At 60.4% G+C, this 21,005-nt stretch carries 19 protein-coding genes; 10 read left to right on the top strand and 9 right to left on the bottom strand.

Annotated elements, in window-relative coordinates:
* Window positions 1–1,032: an amino acid ABC transporter substrate-binding protein gene (locus PSUM_RS11345; RefSeq protein WP_020796717.1), complete on the bottom strand. Its 1,032-nt coding sequence runs from the start codon at window positions 1,030–1,032 to the stop codon at window positions 1–3.
* 468 nt (window positions 1,033–1,500) lie between these two features.
* Here PSUM_RS11345 and PSUM_RS11340 point away from each other — a divergent pair, with 468 nt between their 5' ends.
* The 5 genes from PSUM_RS11340 (at window position 1,501) to PSUM_RS11320 (ending at window position 6,827) form a co-directional block, all read left to right on the top strand.
* Window positions 1,501–2,157, top strand: coding sequence for an alpha/beta hydrolase (locus PSUM_RS11340; RefSeq protein ID WP_033044035.1), 657 nt, complete (start codon window positions 1,501–1,503; stop codon window positions 2,155–2,157).
* A gap of 98 nt (window positions 2,158–2,255) precedes the next feature.
* Entirely contained in the window at window positions 2,256–3,746 is a 1,491-nt protein-coding gene (gene rhlB, locus PSUM_RS11335; RefSeq protein ID WP_033044034.1) for an ATP-dependent RNA helicase RhlB, read from the top strand.
* Between the two features lie 125 nt (window positions 3,747–3,871).
* Entirely contained in the window at window positions 3,872–4,816 is a 945-nt protein-coding gene (locus tag PSUM_RS11330; RefSeq protein WP_020796713.1) for an ornithine cyclodeaminase family protein, read from the top strand.
* A 150-nt stretch (window positions 4,817–4,966) separates the two neighbouring features.
* On the top strand, window positions 4,967–6,094 hold the full coding sequence (locus PSUM_RS11325) for an NAD(P)/FAD-dependent oxidoreductase (protein WP_083348243.1): 1,128 nt from the start codon (window positions 4,967–4,969) through the stop codon (window positions 6,092–6,094).
* Window positions 6,095–6,185: 91 nt separating this feature from the next.
* A complete protein-coding gene (locus tag PSUM_RS11320) occupies window positions 6,186–6,827 on the top strand; it encodes a helix-turn-helix transcriptional regulator (RefSeq protein ID WP_008054465.1) in 642 nt (213 codons plus the stop codon).
* 209 nt (window positions 6,828–7,036) lie between these two features.
* On the opposite strand, the gene hmpA is transcribed toward PSUM_RS11320, so the two are convergent.
* Window positions 7,037–8,218, bottom strand: coding sequence for an NO-inducible flavohemoprotein (gene hmpA / locus PSUM_RS11315; protein WP_020796709.1), 1,182 nt, complete (start codon window positions 8,216–8,218; stop codon window positions 7,037–7,039).
* Window positions 8,219–8,373: 155 nt separating this feature from the next.
* Here hmpA and norR point away from each other — a divergent pair, with 155 nt between their 5' ends.
* Together norR and PSUM_RS11305 are read left to right on the top strand one after the other, a co-directional pair.
* Entirely contained in the window at window positions 8,374–9,924 is a 1,551-nt protein-coding gene (gene norR, locus PSUM_RS11310; RefSeq protein WP_020796708.1) for a nitric oxide reductase transcriptional regulator NorR, read from the top strand.
* 105 nt (window positions 9,925–10,029) lie between these two features.
* On the top strand, window positions 10,030–10,779 hold the full coding sequence (locus PSUM_RS11305) for a YkgJ family cysteine cluster protein (protein WP_020796707.1): 750 nt from the start codon (window positions 10,030–10,032) through the stop codon (window positions 10,777–10,779).
* 59 nt (window positions 10,780–10,838) lie between these two features.
* On the opposite strand, the gene PSUM_RS11300 is transcribed toward PSUM_RS11305, so the two are convergent.
* Window positions 10,839–11,096, bottom strand: a complete 258-nt coding sequence (locus PSUM_RS11300) for a hypothetical protein (protein ID WP_020796706.1) — start codon at window positions 11,094–11,096, stop codon at window positions 10,839–10,841.
* A 198-nt stretch (window positions 11,097–11,294) separates the two neighbouring features.
* Between PSUM_RS11300 and PSUM_RS11295 the strand changes: the two genes are divergently transcribed.
* Window positions 11,295–12,269, top strand: a complete 975-nt coding sequence (locus tag PSUM_RS11295; protein WP_020796705.1) for a 2-hydroxyacid dehydrogenase — start codon at window positions 11,295–11,297, stop codon at window positions 12,267–12,269.
* A gap of 174 nt (window positions 12,270–12,443) precedes the next feature.
* The gene (locus PSUM_RS11290; RefSeq protein WP_083348242.1) at window positions 12,444–12,953 is read left to right on the top strand and encodes a DUF2165 family protein; all 510 of its coding nucleotides are present in this window, start codon (window positions 12,444–12,446) and stop codon (window positions 12,951–12,953) included.
* A gap of 12 nt (window positions 12,954–12,965) precedes the next feature.
* On the opposite strand, the gene PSUM_RS11285 is transcribed toward PSUM_RS11290, so the two are convergent.
* The gene (locus PSUM_RS11285; protein WP_083348241.1) at window positions 12,966–13,868 is read right to left on the bottom strand and encodes a DMT family transporter; all 903 of its coding nucleotides are present in this window, start codon (window positions 13,866–13,868) and stop codon (window positions 12,966–12,968) included.
* A 138-nt stretch (window positions 13,869–14,006) separates the two neighbouring features.
* On the opposite strand from PSUM_RS11285, the gene PSUM_RS11280 reads away from it, so the two are divergent.
* Window positions 14,007–14,882: a helix-turn-helix domain-containing protein gene (locus PSUM_RS11280; protein WP_020796702.1), complete on the top strand. Its 876-nt coding sequence runs from the start codon at window positions 14,007–14,009 to the stop codon at window positions 14,880–14,882.
* A gap of 50 nt (window positions 14,883–14,932) precedes the next feature.
* On the opposite strand, the gene PSUM_RS11275 is transcribed toward PSUM_RS11280, so the two are convergent.
* The 5 genes from PSUM_RS11275 to PSUM_RS11255 all read right to left on the bottom strand — a co-directional run bounded on the left by PSUM_RS11275 (window position 14,933) and on the right by PSUM_RS11255 (window position 20,939).
* Complete coding sequence (locus tag PSUM_RS11275; protein ID WP_083348240.1) at window positions 14,933–17,359, bottom strand: TonB-dependent siderophore receptor; 2,427 nt, start codon at window positions 17,357–17,359, stop codon at window positions 14,933–14,935.
* A gap of 213 nt (window positions 17,360–17,572) precedes the next feature.
* Window positions 17,573–18,562, bottom strand: a complete 990-nt coding sequence (locus PSUM_RS11270; RefSeq protein WP_033045644.1) for a FecR family protein — start codon at window positions 18,560–18,562, stop codon at window positions 17,573–17,575.
* Window positions 18,559–19,125: an RNA polymerase sigma factor gene (locus PSUM_RS11265; RefSeq protein ID WP_033045642.1), complete on the bottom strand. Its 567-nt coding sequence runs from the start codon at window positions 19,123–19,125 to the stop codon at window positions 18,559–18,561. Before PSUM_RS11265 ends, PSUM_RS11270 begins: the two co-directional genes overlap by 4 nt.
* A 241-nt stretch (window positions 19,126–19,366) precedes the next feature.
* Entirely contained in the window at window positions 19,367–19,777 is a 411-nt protein-coding gene (locus tag PSUM_RS11260; protein ID WP_008054445.1) for an HPF/RaiA family ribosome-associated protein, read from the bottom strand.
* Between the two features lie 214 nt (window positions 19,778–19,991).
* Window positions 19,992–20,939, bottom strand: a complete 948-nt coding sequence (locus tag PSUM_RS11255; RefSeq protein WP_033039325.1) for a LysR substrate-binding domain-containing protein — start codon at window positions 20,937–20,939, stop codon at window positions 19,992–19,994.
* Window positions 20,940–21,005 lie beyond the last annotated feature (66 nt).

Below are 21,005 nucleotides of genomic sequence, written 5' to 3'. Positions count from 1 at the left end.
TCAGCGCACTGGTGGTGCGTATTGAATGCCGCCAGCGTTCCACAAGGCGTTCAGCCCGCGGTCGATCTCCAGCGGAGTGCTCTTGCCGAGGTTTTTCTCGAACACTTCACCGTAGTTGCCGACTTGCTTGACGATCTGCACGACCCAGTCTTTCTTCACTTTCAGGTCTTTGCCGTATTCACCGTCAGTGCCCAGCAGACGAGCGACGTCCGGGTTCTTGGTGGCCTTGGCTTCGGCTTCGACGTTTTTCGAGGTGATGCCGGCTTCTTCAGCGTTGAGCATGGCGTAGCCAACCCAGCGCACGATGGCCAGCCACTCGTCGTCGCCGTTACGCACGACCGGGCCCAGTGGCTCCTTGGAAATGGTTTCCGGCAGCACCACGTAGTCCTTCGGCGAGGCCAGCTTGCTGCGCTGGGCAAACAGTTGGGACTTATCGGAGGTCAGTACGTCGCAACGACCGGATTCAAGCGACTTGGCGCTCTCGTCGGAGGTGTCGAAAGTGATCGGGGTGTATTTCAGACCGTTGCCACGGAAGTAGTCGGAAACGTTCAGTTCGGTGGTGGTACCGGCCTGGATGCAGATGGTCGCGCCATCCAGCTCTTTGGCGCTCTTGACGCCCAGCTTGTTGTTGACCAGGAAGCCGATGCCATCGTAGTAAGTGATGAAGCCAGGGAATTTCAGACCCATGCCCGCGTCACGGGAGCTGGTCATGGTGGTGTTGCGCGACAGGATGTCGATCTCGCCGGACTGCAGCGCGGTGAAACGCTCCTTGGCGTTCAACTGGCTGAACTTGACCTTGGTCGCGTCGCCGAATACGGCAGCGGCCACGGCACGGCAGTAGTCTGCATCGATACCGACGATCTTGCCGGTGGAATCTGGAACCGAGAAGCCAGGCAGGCCATCGCTGACGCCGCACTGTACGAAACCTTTCTTCTGTACTGCATCCAGGGTCGCGCCCGCCTGAGCGAACCCACTGACGCCGAGTACCGCGGCTGCAGTCACGACTGCCAGGGTGGATTTCAACATCTTCATTCAAACCTCCAGTTTTGCTCTTGTTGTGTCGGAGCGTGAGTCCAGTCGCACCCTTTTGAGGCGTTGGTGACCCTTGTTGGCTTTTTATAGGGTCAACCGACGTAGGACCGTAGCCATGAGTCTAGTAGGAGAAAATCCATATAAAGGACAACTCACTTCTCACCAATCGGCCGAACGGGCTGTAGCCCTTTCTCGTTCGCGAAGCCCGTAGCGGCCATTGGCGAACATCCATTACCGGATTTTTTTGCTATCCCACTGCCAACAATGGCCTGATAGTGTTACCGACAGATGTGGGATTTTCGTACCAGCTTGCGTATAGCAAAGCCCGTACCACACCGACCGCTTAAGCGGTTAAGCGACAGGTCAATAGCAAAACTTGTAACCTTGCGACATCTTCGTAACTGATCAACCAGAGACGCCCTCAGACCTCGCACTCAATGAGAGCGCCCGCACATGTTTGGAGCAGCCATGACCAACCCTTTGATTCTTGAACCCATCAAGACCGCAGATGCCTGCGTTATCTGGCTCCACGGCCTGGGCGCCGATCGATACGACTTCCTGCCGGTGGCCGAAGCCCTGCAGGAGACTTTGCTGAGTACACGATTCGTCTTGCCCCAGGCACCGACCCGCGCCGTCACCATCAATGGCGGTTACGAGATGCCGAGCTGGTACGACATATTGGCCATGAGCCCGGCACGGGCGATCAATCGCGAGCAACTGGAAGAGTCGGCCAACTGGATAATCGAATTGCTCGAACAGCAGCGCGCCACCGGAATAGACGCTTCGCGAATTTTTCTCGCCGGCTTTTCCCAGGGCGGCGCCGTGGTTCTACACACCGCGTTTCTGAAATGGCAGGGCCCGCTGGGTGGCGTACTTGCCCTCTCGACTTATGCACCGACCTTCAGCGACGCGCTGGAACTGTCCGCCAGCCAGCAGCGCATTCCGGTGCTTTCGCTGCACGGGCAGTACGATGACGTGGTGCAGAACTCGATGGGACGTAGCGCCTATGAGCATTTGAAACAGCGTGGTGTCACCGTGACATGGCAGGAATACCCAATGGGCCATGAAGTGTTACCTGAGGAAATTCGCGACATCGGCGTGTGGCTCGACGAGCGCCTGCGGTAAACAATGACGTTTAAAAACGCCCTTTGATCCATCCCTCTACGCCGCGCCCGATTCTTGCATTACACTGGCCGGCGTACATTCCTTAACCAATTGATGAGATGACCGTGCTCAAAGCACTCAAGAAAATGTTCGGTAAAAGCGAGACTGAGCAACTCGCGCCAGTCCCCAGCGCTCCTTCTCACGCCCCCAGCCACCGCACCGACGGTAGTCAGCCTGGCCGTACCGCTGCCGTCGCGGCACCGAAACATGAGCCCGCGAGCACGGCGGCCGTCCAACCTGCGGTGGTCACTGCCCCCGAGCAGCCACACAGCGAAACGCCGAAACCCGCCAAACCCCGCCGCGAACCGAAGCCGAAAGCGCCGGTCATCCCGTGGAAACTCGAAGACTTCGTCGTCGAACCCCAGGAAGGCAAGACCCGTTTCCACGATTTCAAACTCGCCCCCGAACTGATGCACGCCATCCAGGACCTGGGCTTTCCGTACTGCACGCCGATCCAGGCCCAGGTGCTGGGTTTCACCCTCGCCGGCAAAGACGCCATCGGCCGCGCGCAGACCGGTACCGGCAAGACCGCGGCATTCCTGATATCGATCATCACCCAGCTGCTGCAGACCCCGCCGCCGAAAGAGCGCTACATGGGTGAGCCGCGCGCGCTGATCATCGCACCGACTCGCGAACTGGTGGTGCAGATCGCCAAGGACGCGGCGGACCTGACCAAGTACACCGGCCTGAACGTCATGACGTTTGTGGGCGGCATGGACTTCGACAAGCAGCTCAAGCACCTCGAGGCTCGCCATTGCGACATTCTCGTGGCCACCCCGGGTCGCCTGCTGGACTTCAACCAGCGCGGCGACGTGCACCTGGACATGGTCGAAGTGATGGTGCTGGACGAAGCCGACCGCATGCTCGACATGGGCTTCATCCCGCAGGTGCGCCAGATCATTCGCCAGACCCCGCCGAAGAATGAGCGTCAAACGCTGCTGTTCTCGGCGACCTTCACCGATGACGTGATGAACCTGGCCAAGCAGTGGACCACCGACCCGGCCATCGTCGAGATCGAGTCGCAGAATGTGGCCAGCGAAAACGTCGAGCAGCACATCTACGCGGTGGCCGGTGCCGACAAATACAAACTGCTCTACAACCTGGTCACCGACAACGGCTGGGAGCGGGTCATCGTCTTCGCCAACCGCAAGGATGAAGTACGCCGCATCGAAGAACGCCTGGTACGCGACGGGGTCAACGCCGCGCAGCTATCGGGTGATGTGCCGCAACACAAGCGCATCAAGACCCTGGAAGGTTTCCGCGAAGGCAAGATCCGCGTGCTGGTCGCCACCGACGTGGCAGGTCGCGGTATCCACATCGACGGCATCAGCCACGTGATCAACTTCACCCTGCCGGAAGTCCCGGACGACTACGTGCATCGCATCGGCCGTACCGGCCGTGCCGGCGCCGACGGCGTTTCCATCAGTTTTGCCGGTGAAGACGACTCCTACCAGCTACCGGCTATCGAGGAAAAACTGGGGCGCAAGATCAGCTGTGAAACACCGCCGACGCATCTATTGCGGGCGGTTGAGCGCAAGCGGCCGCACTGAGCCCCCTTGCAGTAACAAGCGCAGCCGGAAACGGACTGCGCTTTTTTTTCGCCCGGAGATTGCCAGAGATATCTAAAAGTCCATAATAGACAAATTAGTTTACATTCCAGCGCCCGGAGCCGACCATGCCCAGCACCCCTTACGTGATCAATCAGACCCAGGCCCGCGAGTTGCTGGCACAGGTGGACGTGCCGCAAATCCTGCGCAAGCTATTCCGCGACCTGGCCGCCGGGCAAGCGGTGCAGCCGGCACAGCAACTGGTGGAGTTTCCACAGGGTGCCGGCGACTTCATCAATTACCTGGGCGTGCTGGCCGAAGACGGCGTGTACGGAATCAAGACTTCGCCATACATCGTCCGTGAACAGGGGCCCTTGGTAACGGCGTGGACGTTGTTGATGTCGATGCAAACCGGGCAGCCGCTGATGCTTTGCGATGCGGGCGAACTGACCACGGCCCGCACCGCTGCAACCACCGCCGTGGCGGTCGATGCCCTCGCGCCGCTCACCGCCAATCGCCTGGCAATCATCGGCAGCGGCAAAGTGGCCCAGGCGCACCTGCATTACGTGAAAGGCCTGCGCGACTGGCAAAGCATCAGCCTGTACTCGCCGAGCCTGAGTGAAGACCTTGAAACGGTGAGCCTGCTGAAAACCATCGAGCCGCGCCTGACCATCGCGCAAAGTCTCGAGGCCGCCATCAGTGACGCGGATGTCGTCATGCTCTGCACCTCGTCCGCAGGTCCGGTGATCGATCCGTCGAGCCTGAGTAAACCGGCGTTGATCACCTCCATCAGCACCAACGCGCCACGCGCCCACGAGGTGCCGCCGCAGAGCCTCAATGACATGCAGGTATTTTGCGACTACCGCCTGACCACCCCGGGTTCGGCCGGTGAGATGCTGATTGCAGGCGAGCAGCATGGCTGGGATAAAAGTGCGATTGTTGGCGACTTGGCCGACCTGCTGAGCGAGAAAGTGCAGCGCCCCGACTATGAGCGCCATGTGTTCTTCCGCTCGATCGGCCTCGGTCTGGAGGACATTGCGCTGGCCCATGCCATCTACCGCTTGCACCCCTGACACCCCAGTCCACTTGTGGGAGCGAGCCTGCTCGCGAATACGATCTTTCATTCAACGTTGATGTTGACTGATACGACGCTTTCGCGAGCAGGCTCGCTCCCACAGAGAATCTCGACAACATTGGCATTTGCGCCCCATCAGGAGACGTTCATGAGCCAGGCAGACTTCATCATCATCGGCGGCGGGATTGCCGGCGCTTCCACCGGTTTCTGGCTGTCGCAGCACAGTCGCGTGATCGTGCTCGAACGCGAGTCCCACCCGGCCTATCACTCCACCGGTCGTTCCGCGGCGCTGTACACCGCCGCCTACGGAACACCTCAGGTGCGTGCGTTAACCCAGGCTAGCCGCGACTTCTTCGACAATCCGCCAAGCGGTTTCTGCGAACACCCGCTGCTGACCCCGCGCGGCGAGATGACCGTGGACTTTACCGGCGACCCGGCCGAACTGAACAATCAATACCTGAGCGCCAAAGCCACGGTCCCTGAAATGCAATTGCTGAGCGCCGATGAGGCCTGCGTGCGCGTGCCGATCCTGCGCCGGGAAAAAGTCCACGGCGCGATCTACGATCCGACCGCCAGCGACATCGACACCGATGCCCTGCATCAGGGCTACCTGCGTGGCATCCGCCGCAACCAGGGCGAAGTCCATACCGACAGCGAAGTCCTGAGCCTGAGCCGCGATGCCGCAGGCTTGTGGCAAGTACAAACCCAGGGTCAGACCTTCAGCGCGCCGGTCATCATCAACGCCGCCGGCGCCTGGGCCGACAAGATCGGTGAAATGGCCGGTGCCCGGACCCTGGGCCTGCAACCCAAGCGCCGCGCGGCCTTCATCTTCGCCGGCCCCGAGGGCGTGGACATCCACCATTGGCCGATGCTGGTGAGCCTCGACGAATCCTTCTATATGAAACCCGATGCCGGAATGTTCCTCGGCTCGCCGGCCAACGCAGACCCGGTCGAACCCCACGACGTACAGCCCGAAGAACTGGACATCGCCATGGGCATCTACCAGATCGAGGAAGCCACCACCCTGACCATCCGCCGCCCGACCCGAACCTGGGCCGGCCTGCGCAGTTTTGTCAGCGATGGTGACTTGCTGTCCGGTTTCGATCCGCAGGTGCAGGGATTGTTCTGGGTGGCGGCACAAGGCGGCTACGGCATCCAGACCTCGCCCGCCATGGGCCAGGCCAGTGCCGCGCTCGTACGCGGTGAACCCCTGCCCGAACCCCTTACCCGCTTCGGCCTGAATGCCGGAATGCTGTCCCCTGCCCGCCTGGGTTGAATGTAGTCCTCAGGTGACGCGCCGATTCGATTGCGGCACACTTTCAGCGTCCTGGTTGACGGGGCGCTGAAGCTGCCCGGAGCCCCACTGTATGAACGCACCTGAACAAGATCCGGTCCTGAACGAGACGTCCCTGGACAACTTCCGGGCCATCGCCGATGCCATCGCCACGCTGTTTTTCCCCCACGCCGAAGTGGTGCTGCACGATTTGCGCACGCAAAAAGTCGACTACATCGCCAACAACCTGTCGAAACGGGAAATCGGTGACGACTCGGCCCTGGAGGACATGCTCAGCGACGATGTCAGCGAACGCAACATCGGGCCCTACGAAAAGCTTAATTGGGATGGTCAGAAGATTCGCAGTCTCAGCACCGTGCTGCGCGACCGCGAGGGACACCCGCTGGCGGTGCTGTGCATCAATCTGAATATTTCGCTGTTCGAGAATGCCAAGGCCGCGCTGGACTTGTTCCTGTCGCCGACCAAGCTGATTCCGCAGCCCGATTCACTGTTTCGCGATGACTGGCAGGAGCGGATCAACACCTTCCTCCACGCCTGGCTGCGCGAACGCCAACTGAGCCTGAACCTGCTCACCCGCGACCACAAACGAGAACTGGTACTGGCCCTGCACGCCGAAGGCGCCTTCAAGGGCAAGAGCGCATCGAACTATGTGGCCAATGTACTGAACATGGGGCGGGCGACGGTGTACAAGCATTTGAAGGAACTCAAAGGCTGAGCAACTGACACCAAGACACCGAAGGGCCACGGCCGCCAACGATAACGCGGGAAACCCGACACCCCGCCGCGACCTCAGGCTCATCTGTAGGAGCGAGCATGCTCGCGATGGTCGTCAACGATAACGCGGGAAACCTGACACCCCGCCGCGACCTCAGGTTCATCGCGAGCATGCTCGCTCCTACAGATGGGGCGTCCCCAGCCCCCTCGTTATTCCAGCGCCGCAGCCGGGCCGAAGAACTCGTAGCGGCTCTGCTTTTCCGGTACGCCCAACGCCTTGAGGTGGCGCTTGACCGCCGCCATGAAGCCTTTAGGCCCAAGGAAGTAAGCATCCAGATCGCGCTCTTCGGGCAACCAGGCGGCCAGTTGTTCCTGGCTCAAAAGCCCGACCTTGTGCGCTGCCGGGCTGACACCGTCATCTTCGGCATAGCAGTAGAAACGCTTGAGTTGCGGGTGACGCTCGGCCAGCCCGTCGATCCAGTCGCGGAAGGCGTGGACGCTGCCATTGCGCGCGCAGTGGATGAAGTGCACCGGCCGCTCGGTTTCCAGCGCCGCTTCCAGCATGGCCAGGGTCGGGGTGATGCCGACGCCACCGCTGATCAGCACCAGCGGTTTGTCACTGGCGCTCAGGGTGAACTCGCCCGATGGCGGGAACAGCTGGATGCTCGCCCCTACATGCAATTGATCGTGCAAGTGATTGGAGGCTCGCCCGCCATCTTCACGCTTGACGCTAATGCGGTATTGGCCCTTGTTCGCCAACGCCGACAGCGAATAGTTGCGGCGAATCTCTTCGCCATCGAGGATCAGTTTCATGCCGATGTACTGGCCTGGCTCGGCGGCGAGGATAGGCCCCTTGTCAGCCGGTTCGAAATAGAAAGAGGTGATTTCCGCACTTTCCTCGACCTTGGCCGCCACGATGAATTCCCGCGCCCCGCGCCAGCCGCCCGGTGCCTGCTCTTTCTGGTCGTAGATGCTGGTTTCGGCACCGATCAGGATGTCCGCCAGTTGACCGTAAGCCGCTCCCCATGCCGCAATCACTTCAGGCGTGGCGATTTCTTCGCCCAGCACCTCGGCAATGGCCCGCAGCAGGCAGCTACCTACAATCGGGTAGTGTTCCGGCAGAATCTGCAGGGCCACGTGCTTGTTGATGATCTTGGCCACCAGGTCGCCCAACTGATCGAGCTGGTCGATGTGGCGGGCGTACATCAATACACCGTTCGCCAGGGCGCGCGGTTGGTCACCGCTGGCCTGGTGAGCCTGGTTGAACAGAGGACGGACTTGCGGATATTCGGACAACATCATCCGGTAGAAGTGAGTGATCAGCGCTTCGCCACCGCTTTCAAGCAATGGCACAGTGGACTTGACGATGGCACGGTCTTGAACGCTCAGCATAAGGTGACTCCTGGGCAACGGGTTTTTTTAACAGTTGCCTTAGACTTATCAGTTTCCGTGCCAACTATTAAAACCTTAAAAATCAATTACTTAATTGCACAGTAGTCATTACGACACACAGCAGGTTATAGTCTTATCGACTACACGGAGTCACTATGACTGCAAAATCCTTGCTCACTGCGCTGTTGCCACTGGTGGCGGACCTGTCCCGCGAACTCCCCGAGGGCGAACGCTATCGACGCTTGCTGGAAGCCATGCGCGCCCTGCTCCCCTGTGATGCCGCCGCCCTGCTGCGCCTCGATGGTGAATGGCTGGTGCCGCTGGCTGTCGATGGCTTGAGCACCGACACCCTAGGCCGGCGCTTCAAGGTCAGCGAACACCCACGTTTTGAGGCACTGCTCAGCAGCACCGGCCCCACGCGGTTTGCCGCTGACAGCAATATGCCCGACCCGTATGACGGCCTGGTCGATGGCCTGGACGATCATCTGGAAGTCCACGATTGCATGGGTTGCCCGCTGTTTATCGATGAGCGACCGTGGGGCCTGCTGACACTCGACGCCCTCAACCCGGAACAGTTCGAACCGATCGAGCTGGATGCCCTGGAGGCCTTCGCCAGCCTCGCGGCGGCTACCGTCAACGCCGCTGAACGTATCGAGCGTTTGAACAACAGGGTCGAAGACGAACACCAGCGCGCCGAGGTGTACCGTCAGGCCAGCGGCCAGCAAAGCCGCGAAATGATTGGTCAAAGCAAAGCGCACAAACGCCTGGTGGAAGAGATCAACCTGGTGGGCGGCAGCGATCTGACGGTGCTGATCACCGGGGAAACCGGGGTGGGCAAGGAGCTGGTGGCCCAGGCTATCCACGCCGCCTCGCCGCGTGCCGACAAACCCATCATCAGCCTCAACTGTGCTGCCTTGCCGGATACGCTGGTGGAGAGCGAGCTGTTCGGGCACGTCCGCGGGGCCTTCACCGGGGCGCTGAACGACCGACGCGGCAAGTTTGAACTGGCCAATGGCGGCACGCTGTTCCTGGATGAGGTGGGCGAGCTGTCGCTGACCGTGCAGGCCAAATTGCTGCGCGTGCTGCAAAGCGGTCAGCTACAGCGGCTGGGTTCGGACAAGGAGCATCAGGTCGATGTGCGGCTGATCGCAGCGACCAATCGCGACTTGGCCGAAGAAGTGCGCAGTGGTCGCTACCGCGCCGATTTTTATCACCGGCTCAGCGTTTACCCGTTGCTGGTACCGGCACTGCGTGACCGTGGGCGAGATGTGTTGCTGCTCAGCGGTTACTTCCTCGAGCAGAACCGCTCGCGCATGGGCCTCAACAGCCTGCGCCTGAGCACCGATGCCCAAGCGGCGTTGTTGGCCTACGGCTGGCCCGGCAATGTGCGCGAGCTGGAACACCTGATCGGCCGCAGCGCGTTGAAGGCGCTGGGCAACTGCAAGGAGCGACCGAAAATTCTCAGCTTGAGTGCCGCCGACCTCGATCTGCCCCATGGCAACGTCGAAGTCAGCGCCGAGCAACCCACCGCTGCAGCCGTGGAAACGGTGACCGGGGATTTGCGCGAAGCCACCGAGCGTTATCAGCGCCAATTGATCGGCGCTTGCCTTGAACGACACCACCACAACTGGGCGAGCGCTGCCCGCGAGCTGGGCCTGGATCGGGCCAATCTCGGGCGGATGGCCAAGCGCCTGGGGATGAAATAGGCACCGGGGGCAATCGTTGCGAGTGGCGCATAACTTGCTTCGAGAGCCACCTTCGCGGCGACATTCTGTCGCCGCTGCCTGCCCCCGGATGCGACTGACCGCCCAATGAATACGACGTTTTCCTGTGTAGGCTGTGGCAAATGCTGCAATGACCACCACGTGCCCCTGACCCTGCAAGAAGCCCGGATGTGGGCGGCCGACGGTGGCCAGGTCATCGTGTTGGTGGAAGCCTTCCTGGGCAATGGCCTGGGCCTGTCGGCGCAGCAACGCGAGCACGCCGAACGGCGCTCGGCAGTGGTGCGCAGCGGCACCTGCGAGGCTTTCGTTGCCATCACTTTTGCCGCCTACAGCACCGGCGCCTGCCGCCATCTTGACGAGGACAACCTGTGCCGCATCTACGAGCGCCGGCCGCTGGTGTGCCGCATCTATCCGATGGAGATCAATCCGCACATTCCCCTGAACATCGCTGCCAAGGAATGTCCGCCGCAATCATGGGAACAGGGACCGCCACTGATTGTCGGTGGCGAGCTGGCGGACCCGCAACTGGCGGACCTGATCCAGCGCTCTCGCCAGGCGGATCGCGATGACATCCACATCAAGGATGCGATATGCGCGCTATTGGAGATTCGAACCACTGCACTCAAGGGCGACGGGTTTACCGCTTACCTGCCGGACATGACCGCGTTCGCCACGATCATCGACGAATTGGCCGGACAGACGTTACCGGCGTGGGAAAGCGAATGGCAGTTTCATGTGTCGGGGGACGATGTCGCCGGCCCCCTATTGGCAGCGGGTGCGCAGGTGGCGACCGAGTCGCCCGCTCACTATGCTTTCATTTCGTTGCGAACGGCTTGAGCCCACCAGGCGACACCTGTATTCGCCCCTTCGCGAAGCACACTGGATAAACCTGAGACCTAACGCTTGCCCATCGAACGGCGTGTCCCCGGAGGCGCCATCCCCGGCGTCTTGGTGTGGCCATTCTTGGCGCCGTTCTTGTACCACGGCTGGCTGGCGTCCTTGGTGGCCTGCAGCTCACCGGGCTTGAACGGGAACTTGAACGCCGGGATTGCGGTTTTGGTCTCGCTGTCAGCGCTGGAGTCGACGCTGTCTGGCAGCTCTGCCTGTTCGTCGCTCAAGGCGTCGGCTACCGGCGGTTGTTTCGGGGAAGTCATGAAAAGCTCCGGGTGATGCACACTGTGTCGGGCCCGTTCAGCGAGCCACGAAAGACGCCAGTATAGCGGAAGGGCAGGTACAGGCTTCAAGCTGCAAGCTTCAAGTTAAACGCGCTGCGGGTAGCTTTTGACTTGCGGCTTGGCGCTTGAAGCTTGTAGCTTTCCTCCCATTCTCTCCGCCCGACGAGCCCTGCGCCCATGAAAAAGACTGTTCTCGCCTTCAGTCGCGTCACGCCAGAAATGGTTGAACGCCTGCAACAAGACTTCGACGTCATCGTGCCGAACCCGAAAAAGGGTGATATCAACGCCCAGTTCAACGAAGCCCTGCCCCACGCCCACGGATTGATCGGGGTAGGTCGCAAGCTCGGTCGTGCACAACTGGAAAACGCCGCCAGTCTGGAAGTCGTGTCCAGCGTTTCGGTGGGCTATGACAACTACGACGTGGACTATTTCAACGAACGCGGGATCATGCTCACCAACACGCCGGACGTGCTCACCGAAAGCACCGCCGACCTGGCCTTCGCTTTGTTGATGAGTAGTGCACGCCGCGTCGCCGAGCTCGACGCCTGGACCAAGGCAGGCCAGTGGCAAGCCACCGTCGGTGCACCGCTGTTCGGCTGCGATGTCCACGGCAAGACCCTGGGCATCGTCGGCATGGGCAACATCGGCGCGGCCATCGCGCGCCGAGGTCGGCTGGGCTTCAACATGCCAATCATCTACAGCGGCAACAGCCGCAAGACTGCGCTGGAACAGGAACTCGGTGCGCAGATGCGTAGCCTGGACGAGCTGTTGGCTGAAGCCGACTTCGTCTGCCTGGTGGTTCCGCTCAGCGAGAAGACCAGACACTTGATCAGCCATCGCGAACTGGCCCTGATGAAGCCGAGCGCGATCCTGGTGAACATCGCCCGGGGTCCGGTGGTGGACGAGCCGGCACTGATCGATGCGCTGCAAAACAACCGCATTCGCGGTGCCGGGCTGGATGTGTATGAAAAGGAGCCGCTGGCCGAGTCGCCGCTGTTTCAGCTGAAAAACGCAGTGACCTTGCCGCATATCGGTTCGGCCACCCATGAGACCCGCGATGCCATGGCCAACCGCGCCTTGGCGAACCTGCGCAGCGCATTGCTAGGTGAGCGTCCACAAGACCTGGTCAACCCGCAGGTCTGGAAAGGTTGAATGAACGAAGGCACGTCTGGCTGGACGTGCCATTTGCCATAACATCAAGCGAGCTGCAATTTAAGTAGAACAGACGACATAACTTGCAATGCAGTCTCCGACTGAACTTCCCTGAAGAACTATAAACTTCGAGCGATCAAAGAACGCACCAAGGGCGCACTCGGAGAATAACCAATGAACAAACTCACCACCGCCTCTGTGATAAGGCGGAGCAAAGTACTTGTTGTTTTAACCGCAACATTATTCGGGCTAATGACGCTCGCCAACAATGTTACCGATTATGCGGCATATGCCGAATACATCGGGCGCATCATCAGCATGAGCGACACCACGGGCAACGACTCACGGCGCTACAGGTCCATCACGTCCAACATGTTTCACCATCGTTTTTACTGGGCAATCATTTCACTCGAAATTATTTTTACCTTTAGTTGCCTGGTGGGGACCTGGCAGCTCTATCGAAAACTCGATGCACCACGCAACGAGTTTCACGAAGCAAAAAAATTCGCAATCGCTGGCTTCGTGACAGGTATTTTTGTATATCAGGGTTTATACGTCATCATTCTCAATGAATGGTTCGACATGGATTACTCCGTTCATCGCAACACCTATGTTTGGGCACAAAACAATATTGAATATATGTTTCTCGGCCTGATCTTTCTCACGGCAGTAAAAGACAGCTGAACAGCCTGCGGCTCAGGCCAGCTTCCCCGCCACGGTTTTGGCGCTCGTGCCGGGCTTGCGAAACACCAACACGTTACCCAGCATGACCAGTACCAGGCCCACGAGTGCCGGGGGAGTCCATTGGTAGCCTTCGGCGAACGCCGATACATTCAGCGCCACCACCGGAAACAGAACGGTGCAATAGGCTGCGCGCTCGGGGCCCATGCGCCCGACCAGGGTCAGGTAGGCAGTGAAACCGATGACCGAACCGGGAATCACCAGGTACAACAGCGAGCCGATGTAGCGAGCGTTCCATTCCATGTCGAACGGGATCCCCTTGACCAGGCACCATACCGACAACATCGCCGCGCCATAGGCCATGCCCCAGGCATTGGTCGTCAGCGGTTTGAGCCCGGCCTTTTGTTGCAGGCTCGACAGCATGTTCCCGGCCGAGAAACACAGCGTGCCGCACAAGGCCAGGCCAAGGCCAAGCAAGGTTTGCGGGCTGGCGGTGTGACCCGCCAGCTCGGGCCAGAACAGCAGGCCCAGACCGAGCAAGCCCAGCGCGCCGCCCATCAGCACATTGCGGGCGATTTTCTGAGCGAAGAACACCCGTGCATTCAGCGCATTCCACAGCGTGGCCGTGGAAAACACCACGGCGACCAGTCCGCTGGGGATCCACTGACTGGCGGTGAGGAAACACATGAAGTTGACGCAGAACAGGCATAACCCTTGCGCCAGGCAAATCAAGTGCCCGCGGCGGTTCATCAATTGCAGGCGGCGGCTAAGCAGCAGGATCACGAACAGCACCAGCGCCGCCAAGCCAAAGCGATAGACAATGGACACGGGAATCGCCACCACGCCCAGTTGCCATTTCAGGGCGATCCAGGTGGTGCCCCAGATCAGCACGGTCAGCAGGTACAACGAAAGGTTCATGGCAAAGGCTCCTTGATAGGCGACCAGTGTCCTGCGCCGCGTTGCGCCGCACTTGCATAATCTTGCGCTTTTGTCAGTCGACGGGCTGGCAGGCGAAGGCCTACGGAGTAGGATGCAAGGCGTTGGAGAGAAACGATCATGCCCGCACTGGAATCCCTGCAAGTCTTTCAAGCCCTCAACCGCTCGCCCAATGCTCGCCTGGAGCACAGCGCCGAGCTCGGTGACGGATTGGCAGCAGCCTTGTGGAACAACCACCACGATGCCCAGGACTACGAAGCGCCGAGCCACCACACGCTGTCCTGCTACATCGCTGGCGGCACCGGGACCTTCCGGCGCGACCAGCCCGGCACCAAGGGCGGTCCGGACAAGCTGTGCATCCTGCCGGCCGACCATCAGTCAGGCTGGGTGATCAATGGCGACATTCGCCTGGCCCACCTGTATTTCAGCCCGGAACAATTTGCCCTCGGCTGCGTCACCCTGCTCGATCGCGAGCCACGGCAACTGCAGTTGCGTGAGCAAACTTTTCTGGATGACCCACAACAGGCGTTGCGCTTTCGGCACTTGATCCGCCTCAACTGGGACGAACCGGGAGAACGTCTGCTCACCAGCAGCCTGGCCCATGAAATGCTCGCCCACGCCCTACTCAGCCAGGTCAGCGTACGTCCCGGCTTGCGACTCAAGGGTGGCCTGGCCGCGCATCAGCGACGGCATCTAGTGGAGTTCATCGACAGTCAATTGGCTGAAGCCATCAGCCTGGGGCAGTTGGCTGCTCTGTGCGCATTATCCGAGTACCACTTTGCGCGGATGTTTCGTGAGAGCTTCGGTTTGCCGCCCCATCAGTATGTACTGGCGCGGCGCTTGAGCCGGGCGCGGGAGTTGCTGCGCAGCACCTCGCAGCCGTTGGGAGAGATTGCATTGGCGTGCGGGTTTGCCAGTGCCAGTCACTTCACCAATCGATTCAGGCAGGCGCTAGGTGGAACGCCGGGAGAATATCGGCAGGCGTTTTTGCGTTAATGCCGGGATATTCATTGCCTGCCAGCGTTGAACGATGACGCGATTTCTAATCAGAACTCCAGGGTGCTCGACAACGTCACCTGCCGCGAATCCCCCATCGACACAAAGAACCGGCTCGCCGCCGAGGTGTAATACGTACGGTCAAACAGGTTTTTCACGTTGAGTTGAAACTTGACCCGCTGCCCATCGAGTTGGGTGTCATAGGTGGCGAACGCGTCGGCGACGGTGTAGCTCGGCAGGTCAAAATCATTCACGGCATTGCCCGCTCGTTCCCCGACATAGCGTGCTCCAGCGCCAATCCGCAGCTGATCGCCACCGACGATCGTGCCGAAGTCATAGACCGCCGACAGTGAGCCACTATTCTTCGCGACGTTCTGCAGCTGTTTACCTTTGTAGACCGGGTCCTGCGTCACTTCGGCATCGGTGTAGGCATAACTGCCGATCATGCTCCAGCGGTCGCTGAGCTGGCCGCTCAAGTCCACTTCCAGGCCACGGGAACGCACTTCACCGGCCGCACTGTAGAGTGTCACCGGGCCTTCGGCGTTAGCCACCAGGACGTTGCGTTTCTTGATGTCGAACAGCGCAAGGTTGCCCGTTACGCGGCCCGGCATTTCCAGCCTGGCCCCCACTTCCCACGACTTGGCTTCTTCCGGCGCAATGCTGCCGTCGAGCACGGCGCTGCTGCCGCTCAACGGCGCGATGGTCGAGTTGGGTTTGAACGATTCGGTGTAGCTGCCATAGAACGACAGTTCATTGGTATAGCGGTAGACCAGGCCGGCGCGCGGCACCCATTTTTGCCCGTTGCTGTCGGTGTTGGCCTTGAACGGCACGCCTTTGCCGGCGTACTGGTCGTACTCCTGGAAACGTCCGCCAGCGACCAGGATCCATTGGTCGGTGAGGTGGATCGAGTCCTGCAAGAACACCGAATCGCTACGCAGGATATCGGTCTGCGCACTGTCGGCCGGGCTGACCGTGGTGCCCGGGACTTCGCGGCCGTATACCGGGTCGAGGTAGCTGAAGGTTGTCAGGCTTTTCTGACGGATCAGGTCGGCGCGGTAGATCTTGCGGTACTCGTCATCGACCCCGAGCACCAGGTCATGTTGCATGCCGGCGACATCGATCTTGCCTTCGAGGCTCGCAGTCGTGAAACGGTCCGTACTGATAGCATTCTGCGTGCCGTCCATGCTGCGTGTGAGCGTGCCATTGCTGGTGTCGACGGCGGTCACACGCACCTGGCTGGCGTCATAGGTCTCACGATTCCAGCTGTAGCCGAAATGGGCTTTCCAGTTGTCGTTGAGGTCGTGATCGGCCTGGAAGTGATACAGGTCGGAGCGCCCTTCCATGTTGTTGAACGGTTCGTCGAGCCGGCGATCACGGGGGATGTCCAGCGGATGATTATCCCGCGGATCGATCACCGTGCCACGGTCGAACGGGGTCAGGAACTCCCGGTGTTCATAGGCGAACGTCAGCTGGGTGCTTTCACCAAACCAGGCCAGCGACGGCGCCACCAGCGTCTCGCGATGCACACCGTAGTTGCGCCAGTAATCCTCGTCTTCGTGGTCCAGCACCAGACGGTAGGCCAACCCGGACTCACCCAGGGCACCCGTGCTGTCAAAGGTGCCGCCGCTGCCGTTCTTGCCCTCGCCATAAGTCGAGCCACGCAGGGTCAGGGCATTGTAGGGATCAAGCTCCGGCTGCTTGCTGACCATGTTGACCACGCCGCCGGGATCCTGGATACCATAGAGCAGCGAGGCCGGGCCCTTGAGCACTTCGACCCGGTCCACCGTCGCGTTCAAGCCCCGCCCCTGCACCACCGGCATGCCGTCACGCATGATCGAGCCGTTGCGGTTGTCGCCGAAACCGCGGGTCATCACCGAATCCTGGGTGCTGCCCAGCGTGTTGCCCTGGGTGATACCGCTGACGTTCGCCAGCGCGTCATCCAGGTTACGCGGAGCCTGGTCGCGAATGACCTGGGCCGGGACGACGTTGACCGTCTGGGGAATTTCCTGAAGCGGCGTCGAGGAACGCATCACCGAGCTGGTAGGCGGAGGCTGGTAGCTTGTGGAAGGTTCCATCACCGAGGTGATGGTGGTAGCGCCCAGATTCAACGCGCCCTCGGTCGGTAGCGGTTCCAGGACCATGGTGTGGCCATCGATGCGCCGCGTGGTCAAGCCGGAACCGCCGAGCAACCGCTGCAGGGCCTGTTCGGCACTCAACTGGCCATTGAGCGCCGGGGCATTGAGGCCATACGGCGCCTCATCGGTATAGACCACGCTGATACCGGTGACGTGACTGAAGTCGCTCAACGCCTGGGGCAAGGGTTTGGCGACCATCGAAAAGCTGAATAGCGCACTTTGCGGGGTGCTGGCAGACGCGGCCAGTGCCCCGTTCAGCGGCAGCAGCGCCAACGCCGCGAAGCTCAACGCAGACACACCCAACCATTGTTTGACCGAACCCGGTATTGCCCTGGACTTCATGACTCATGACCTGTGTAGAACCACAACGGATGCGAATGACTCGCAGTTTCAGTCACTACACGGATGGCGTTCGGTTTTACCTCAGCAGAAAGTTGAAAATAATTATTCCAAGAGGTGTGGTGTTAGATTCGCCCCTTCGCGAGCAGGCTCGCTCCCACATTTGGAATGCGTTCTCCTGTGGGAGCGAGCCTGCTCGCGAAGGGGCCAATCGTCTCAGCGCAAAATAATCAGATGTCCCAGAACCTGGTGTTGCTCAAAGCCCAACACCCCCTGCAATGAACTCAATACCGCCTGCGGGTCCTTGCTCGGAAAGCTGCCGCTGATCTGCCGCTGTGCCACGTCATCATTGAGCACCACGATCCTCCCCGGGTAGTAACGGCGCAAATCCTCGACCACATCAGCCAGCGTCGCCTTGTAGTAAGTCAGCCATCCCTGGCGCCACGCCAGTTGCGCTTCGCTGTCCACCGCATGAAGTTTTCCCGCTGAGCCTTCGCCGTAAGCCACTTGCTGGCCGGCCGTCAGGATCTGCTGGTCCGCGTTCTTTTGCGCCCTCACGCCAACCCGGCCAGACAACACCGTCACCTGCGCCCCACGAGGTTGCAGTCGCACTTCGAACTGTGTGCCGAGCACCCGCGCCTGGCCCTTCCCGGCGTCCACCACAAATGGCTCGCCGGTATGGGTCACACTGAAAAATCCGGCACCGCGGCGCACTTGCACACGCCGCTCCCCCTTACTGAAATCCACCGCAATCGCACTGTCGGCATCAAGAGTGACCTGCGATTGATCGGCCAGGGTGATGGTGCGGACTTCCCCCGGTGCCGAGACATAATCGGCGCCCAGGTCGTCGATCCAACGCAACGGCTGCCAACCGCCACCGAGGCTGATCATCAGCAGCAGGGAAGCCGCCATGGCCAGCGCGCCCGACCAGCGCCGAACGCTGCTGCGACGTGAGCGATTCATGGCGTTGAGGTAACCCTGCAAGGCCAGCGCGTCCTCGTCGGCGAGCCTGCGCGCCGGCACTTCACTCAACTCCCACAACACTTGCGCACGGGCATAAGCCTGCGCATGCGCGGGGTCGGCCTGCAACCATTGACTGAAGGTGGCTTGGTCACCGCTGCTGGGCTGGTCATGCAACAGACTTAACCAGGCCAGCGCTTGCTGTTCCTGAGCAGGCGTCGGCCTGACGCGTTCGATGCTGTTCACAGTGCTTTCCCTGGCATACGCGGCTCGCATTCGCGCAGGCTGGCTTTGCAGGCCTCGAGCGCGCGCATCATATGTTTTTCCACGGCACTCTGGGACAGGCCCATGGCCTTGGCGATCTCGGCGTACTTGCGACCATGGATGCGGTTGAGCAAAAAGATCTGCCGCGTGCGTTCCGGTAACGCGCGTAACGCCGCTTCGACGTGGCGCAGATCGTTGCCTGCTTCCAGCGCCGCTTGCGGCTCGCCGCCCATACAGTGCGCCGGTTCGGCCATTAAACCTTCGTTGGCCCGCACCCGCGTACCTTCGCTGCGCAAGTGGTCGATGGCGATGTTGCCGGCGCAGCGCAACAGATAGGTGCTGAGTTCTTCAACTTGTACCAGGGGGCGTCGCCAGAACCGCACGAACAAGTCTTGCACCAGGTCCGCCGCCGTGGCCCGGCAACCCACGCGACGACTCACCAACGCTTCCATTTGCGAACGCTGGGAGAGAAATACCTGGAGAAAATGCGCACGATCGCCGCGTGGTTCGCCGTGCTCGATCTCGGGAGATTCGGGAGTAGTCATTGATTCAATACTGCGCCATAGCGGCAATCGGGCCGGCCAACAACCGGGTGTGTACCCAGCAAGGCGCAATACTAATGATAAATATTCTCATAAGCAAAGCTGTCGAGGGAGATCACTTATCTTGACAGCAGCTATCAGTGCGACCAGTTCGACGAGTGCGGCGGTTCACTGAATCCCTTGGCCACAAAACAAAACGGGCCTGCATTGCAGGCCCGTTTTCATTGGGAGGGTCAATCAGGCATCAAGCGTTTTGCGCAGCCTGTTCGTTTTCAAGAAACTCTTCTTCCAGCAGCTTGTCGGCGTGAGGCCTGCGCTCGAAGGGCACCACGGCAGCGCGTGGTTTGCCGCGCAGTTTGCCGAACAGGTGTTCAAGGGCGTGTTCGAGTTTCTCGGCAGCTCCGTCGATCGCCAGTTCCAGGCTGGCGGCTTTATGGGTGACAGAAATCGGTTGGTGGCCTTTTGGCCGCGCTTCCAGCTGGCAGCGCAAATCATGGGGACCAGGCTTGTCGCCATTCTCGTCCCGCAGGTGAACCTCGACGCGGGTCAGGTCCTCCTCATAACGTTCGAGCGTGCTCTCAATGGTGGTTCGTACCCACTCCTCCAGTCGGATGCTGCTTTGAATATGGTTATCGCTATTGACTTGGATTTGCATAGTTCATCCCTTATTTCAGCTAGCTCGCGAGAGGCCGGTCAGCTAAGCCCTTGGGCGTCATCACCGTGACCTCTTACTTACACAATCGGTCTGTACGATGAACAATTCAACCCCTAAAAAAAGATAAATATCTAATCGCAAAAAAAGCCGGACAACCGGCAAAAGCGCTGTTAAGGTCGGGAGTTGGGTCGCCCCTCTCTTACGAAATAATTGCTCACATCTGCCGCTCCCCCAGCGGGTGCAGGCCGCGAAAAATCGCCGCCTCCTCCACCAGCCAGTCATGTACCGCCCGCACGCCCGGATGGCTCAGCGCCCCCGGCGCGTAGAGCACCATGTAGCGCTTGTGATTGGGCACCGCCAGGCCGAACGGTACGATCAATGCGCCCCGCTCCAGCTCGTCATTGAGCAGCGTACGCCGTGCAATCGCCACGCCCATCCCGGCGATGGCCGCTTCGATGGTCAGGTGATTGCGATTGAAGGTATGCCCGCGCCGCACATCGGCACCTTCAAAGCCGATGGCATCGAGATAGAACTCCCATTCCGCGTATTCGTAGCTGCCGCGCCAGGCAGTAATGTCATGCAGCAACGGAAAATGCAGCAGGTCCGCCGGGCCATGCAACGGCGGACGCCCGCGTAACAGGCCCGGGGCACACACCGGGAAAATCTGCTCATCGAGCAAGGCTGTGGATAACAATCCGGGGTAGCTGCCGTCATTCAGGTCGATGGCCAGGTCGAAATCGCCTTCGTGCAACGGCACGCTGCTGTCTTCGGCGACCAGGCGTAGCTGGATGTCCGGGAAGCGCTGCTGCAAGCGTGGCAGGCGCGGCGTCAGCCATTTGCTCAGGAAAGAAGGAATCGAACGCACCCGCAGTGTGCCGCTGATCATCCCCGCGTCCAGCCGGCGCAATTCGGCATCGATGCTGCCGTAGGCCTCGTTGACCGTAATGGCCAGTCGCTGGCCTTCGGCGCTCAGTTCCACGCCCCGGGCACGCCGGTGAAACAGTCGAAAACCAAGGCGCTCTTCCAGGTGTCGGATCTGCTGGCTGACCGCCCCCGGAGTGATGTGCAGCTCTTCGGCGCAACGGGTGAACGACAAGTGCCGCGCGGCACAGGAAAACACCTGTAGCCAGACGTAAGTCTGGGCGTGTAATTGGCGGCTCATGGTTTAGTCCTGCTAAAGGCTGTCTTAGGAAGTTTCGTTGGTCACGTAGGACTGAGAGAGGCAGTA

Origin of the sequence: Pseudomonas umsongensis (assembly GCF_002236105.1) — a bacterium.
Lineage (GTDB): Bacteria > Pseudomonadota > Gammaproteobacteria > Pseudomonadales > Pseudomonadaceae > Aquipseudomonas > Aquipseudomonas umsongensis.
Note: the sequence above shows the minus strand (reverse complement) of the source record. Positions and strands in the feature narration are given on the sequence as shown.

Excerpts from the sequence above, each read along its gene's own strand:
- PSUM_RS11325 (WP_083348243.1), top strand. The coding sequence starts at position 4,967 with ATGAGCCAGGCAGACTTCATCATCATCGGCGGCGGGATTGCCGGCGCT.
- hmpA (WP_020796709.1), bottom strand. The coding sequence starts at position 8,218 with ATGCTGAGCGTTCAAGACCGTGCCATCGTCAAGTCCACTGTGCCATTG.
- PSUM_RS11265 (WP_033045642.1), bottom strand. The coding sequence starts at position 19,125 with ATGACTACTCCCGAATCTCCCGAGATCGAGCACGGCGAACCACGCGGC.
- PSUM_RS11255 (WP_033039325.1), bottom strand. The coding sequence starts at position 20,939 with ATGAGCCGCCAATTACACGCCCAGACTTACGTCTGGCTACAGGTGTTT.
- PSUM_RS11260 (WP_008054445.1), bottom strand. The coding sequence starts at position 19,777 with ATGCAAATCCAAGTCAATAGCGATAACCATATTCAAAGCAGCATCCGA.
- PSUM_RS11320 (WP_008054465.1), top strand. The coding sequence starts at position 6,186 with ATGAACGCACCTGAACAAGATCCGGTCCTGAACGAGACGTCCCTGGAC.
- PSUM_RS11275 (WP_083348240.1), bottom strand. The coding sequence starts at position 17,359 with ATGAAGTCCAGGGCAATACCGGGTTCGGTCAAACAATGGTTGGGTGTG.
- PSUM_RS11280 (WP_020796702.1), top strand. The coding sequence starts at position 14,007 with ATGCCCGCACTGGAATCCCTGCAAGTCTTTCAAGCCCTCAACCGCTCG.
- PSUM_RS11340 (WP_033044035.1), top strand. The coding sequence starts at position 1,501 with ATGACCAACCCTTTGATTCTTGAACCCATCAAGACCGCAGATGCCTGC.
- PSUM_RS11345 (WP_020796717.1), bottom strand. The coding sequence starts at position 1,032 with ATGAAGATGTTGAAATCCACCCTGGCAGTCGTGACTGCAGCCGCGGTA.
- norR (WP_020796708.1), top strand. The coding sequence starts at position 8,374 with ATGACTGCAAAATCCTTGCTCACTGCGCTGTTGCCACTGGTGGCGGAC.
- PSUM_RS11330 (WP_020796713.1), top strand. The coding sequence starts at position 3,872 with ATGCCCAGCACCCCTTACGTGATCAATCAGACCCAGGCCCGCGAGTTG.
- PSUM_RS11305 (WP_020796707.1), top strand. The coding sequence starts at position 10,030 with ATGAATACGACGTTTTCCTGTGTAGGCTGTGGCAAATGCTGCAATGAC.
- rhlB (WP_033044034.1), top strand. The coding sequence starts at position 2,256 with ATGACCGTGCTCAAAGCACTCAAGAAAATGTTCGGTAAAAGCGAGACT.
- PSUM_RS11290 (WP_083348242.1), top strand. The coding sequence starts at position 12,444 with ATGAACAAACTCACCACCGCCTCTGTGATAAGGCGGAGCAAAGTACTT.
- PSUM_RS11300 (WP_020796706.1), bottom strand. The coding sequence starts at position 11,096 with ATGACTTCCCCGAAACAACCGCCGGTAGCCGACGCCTTGAGCGACGAA.
- PSUM_RS11285 (WP_083348241.1), bottom strand. The coding sequence starts at position 13,868 with ATGAACCTTTCGTTGTACCTGCTGACCGTGCTGATCTGGGGCACCACC.
- PSUM_RS11295 (WP_020796705.1), top strand. The coding sequence starts at position 11,295 with ATGAAAAAGACTGTTCTCGCCTTCAGTCGCGTCACGCCAGAAATGGTT.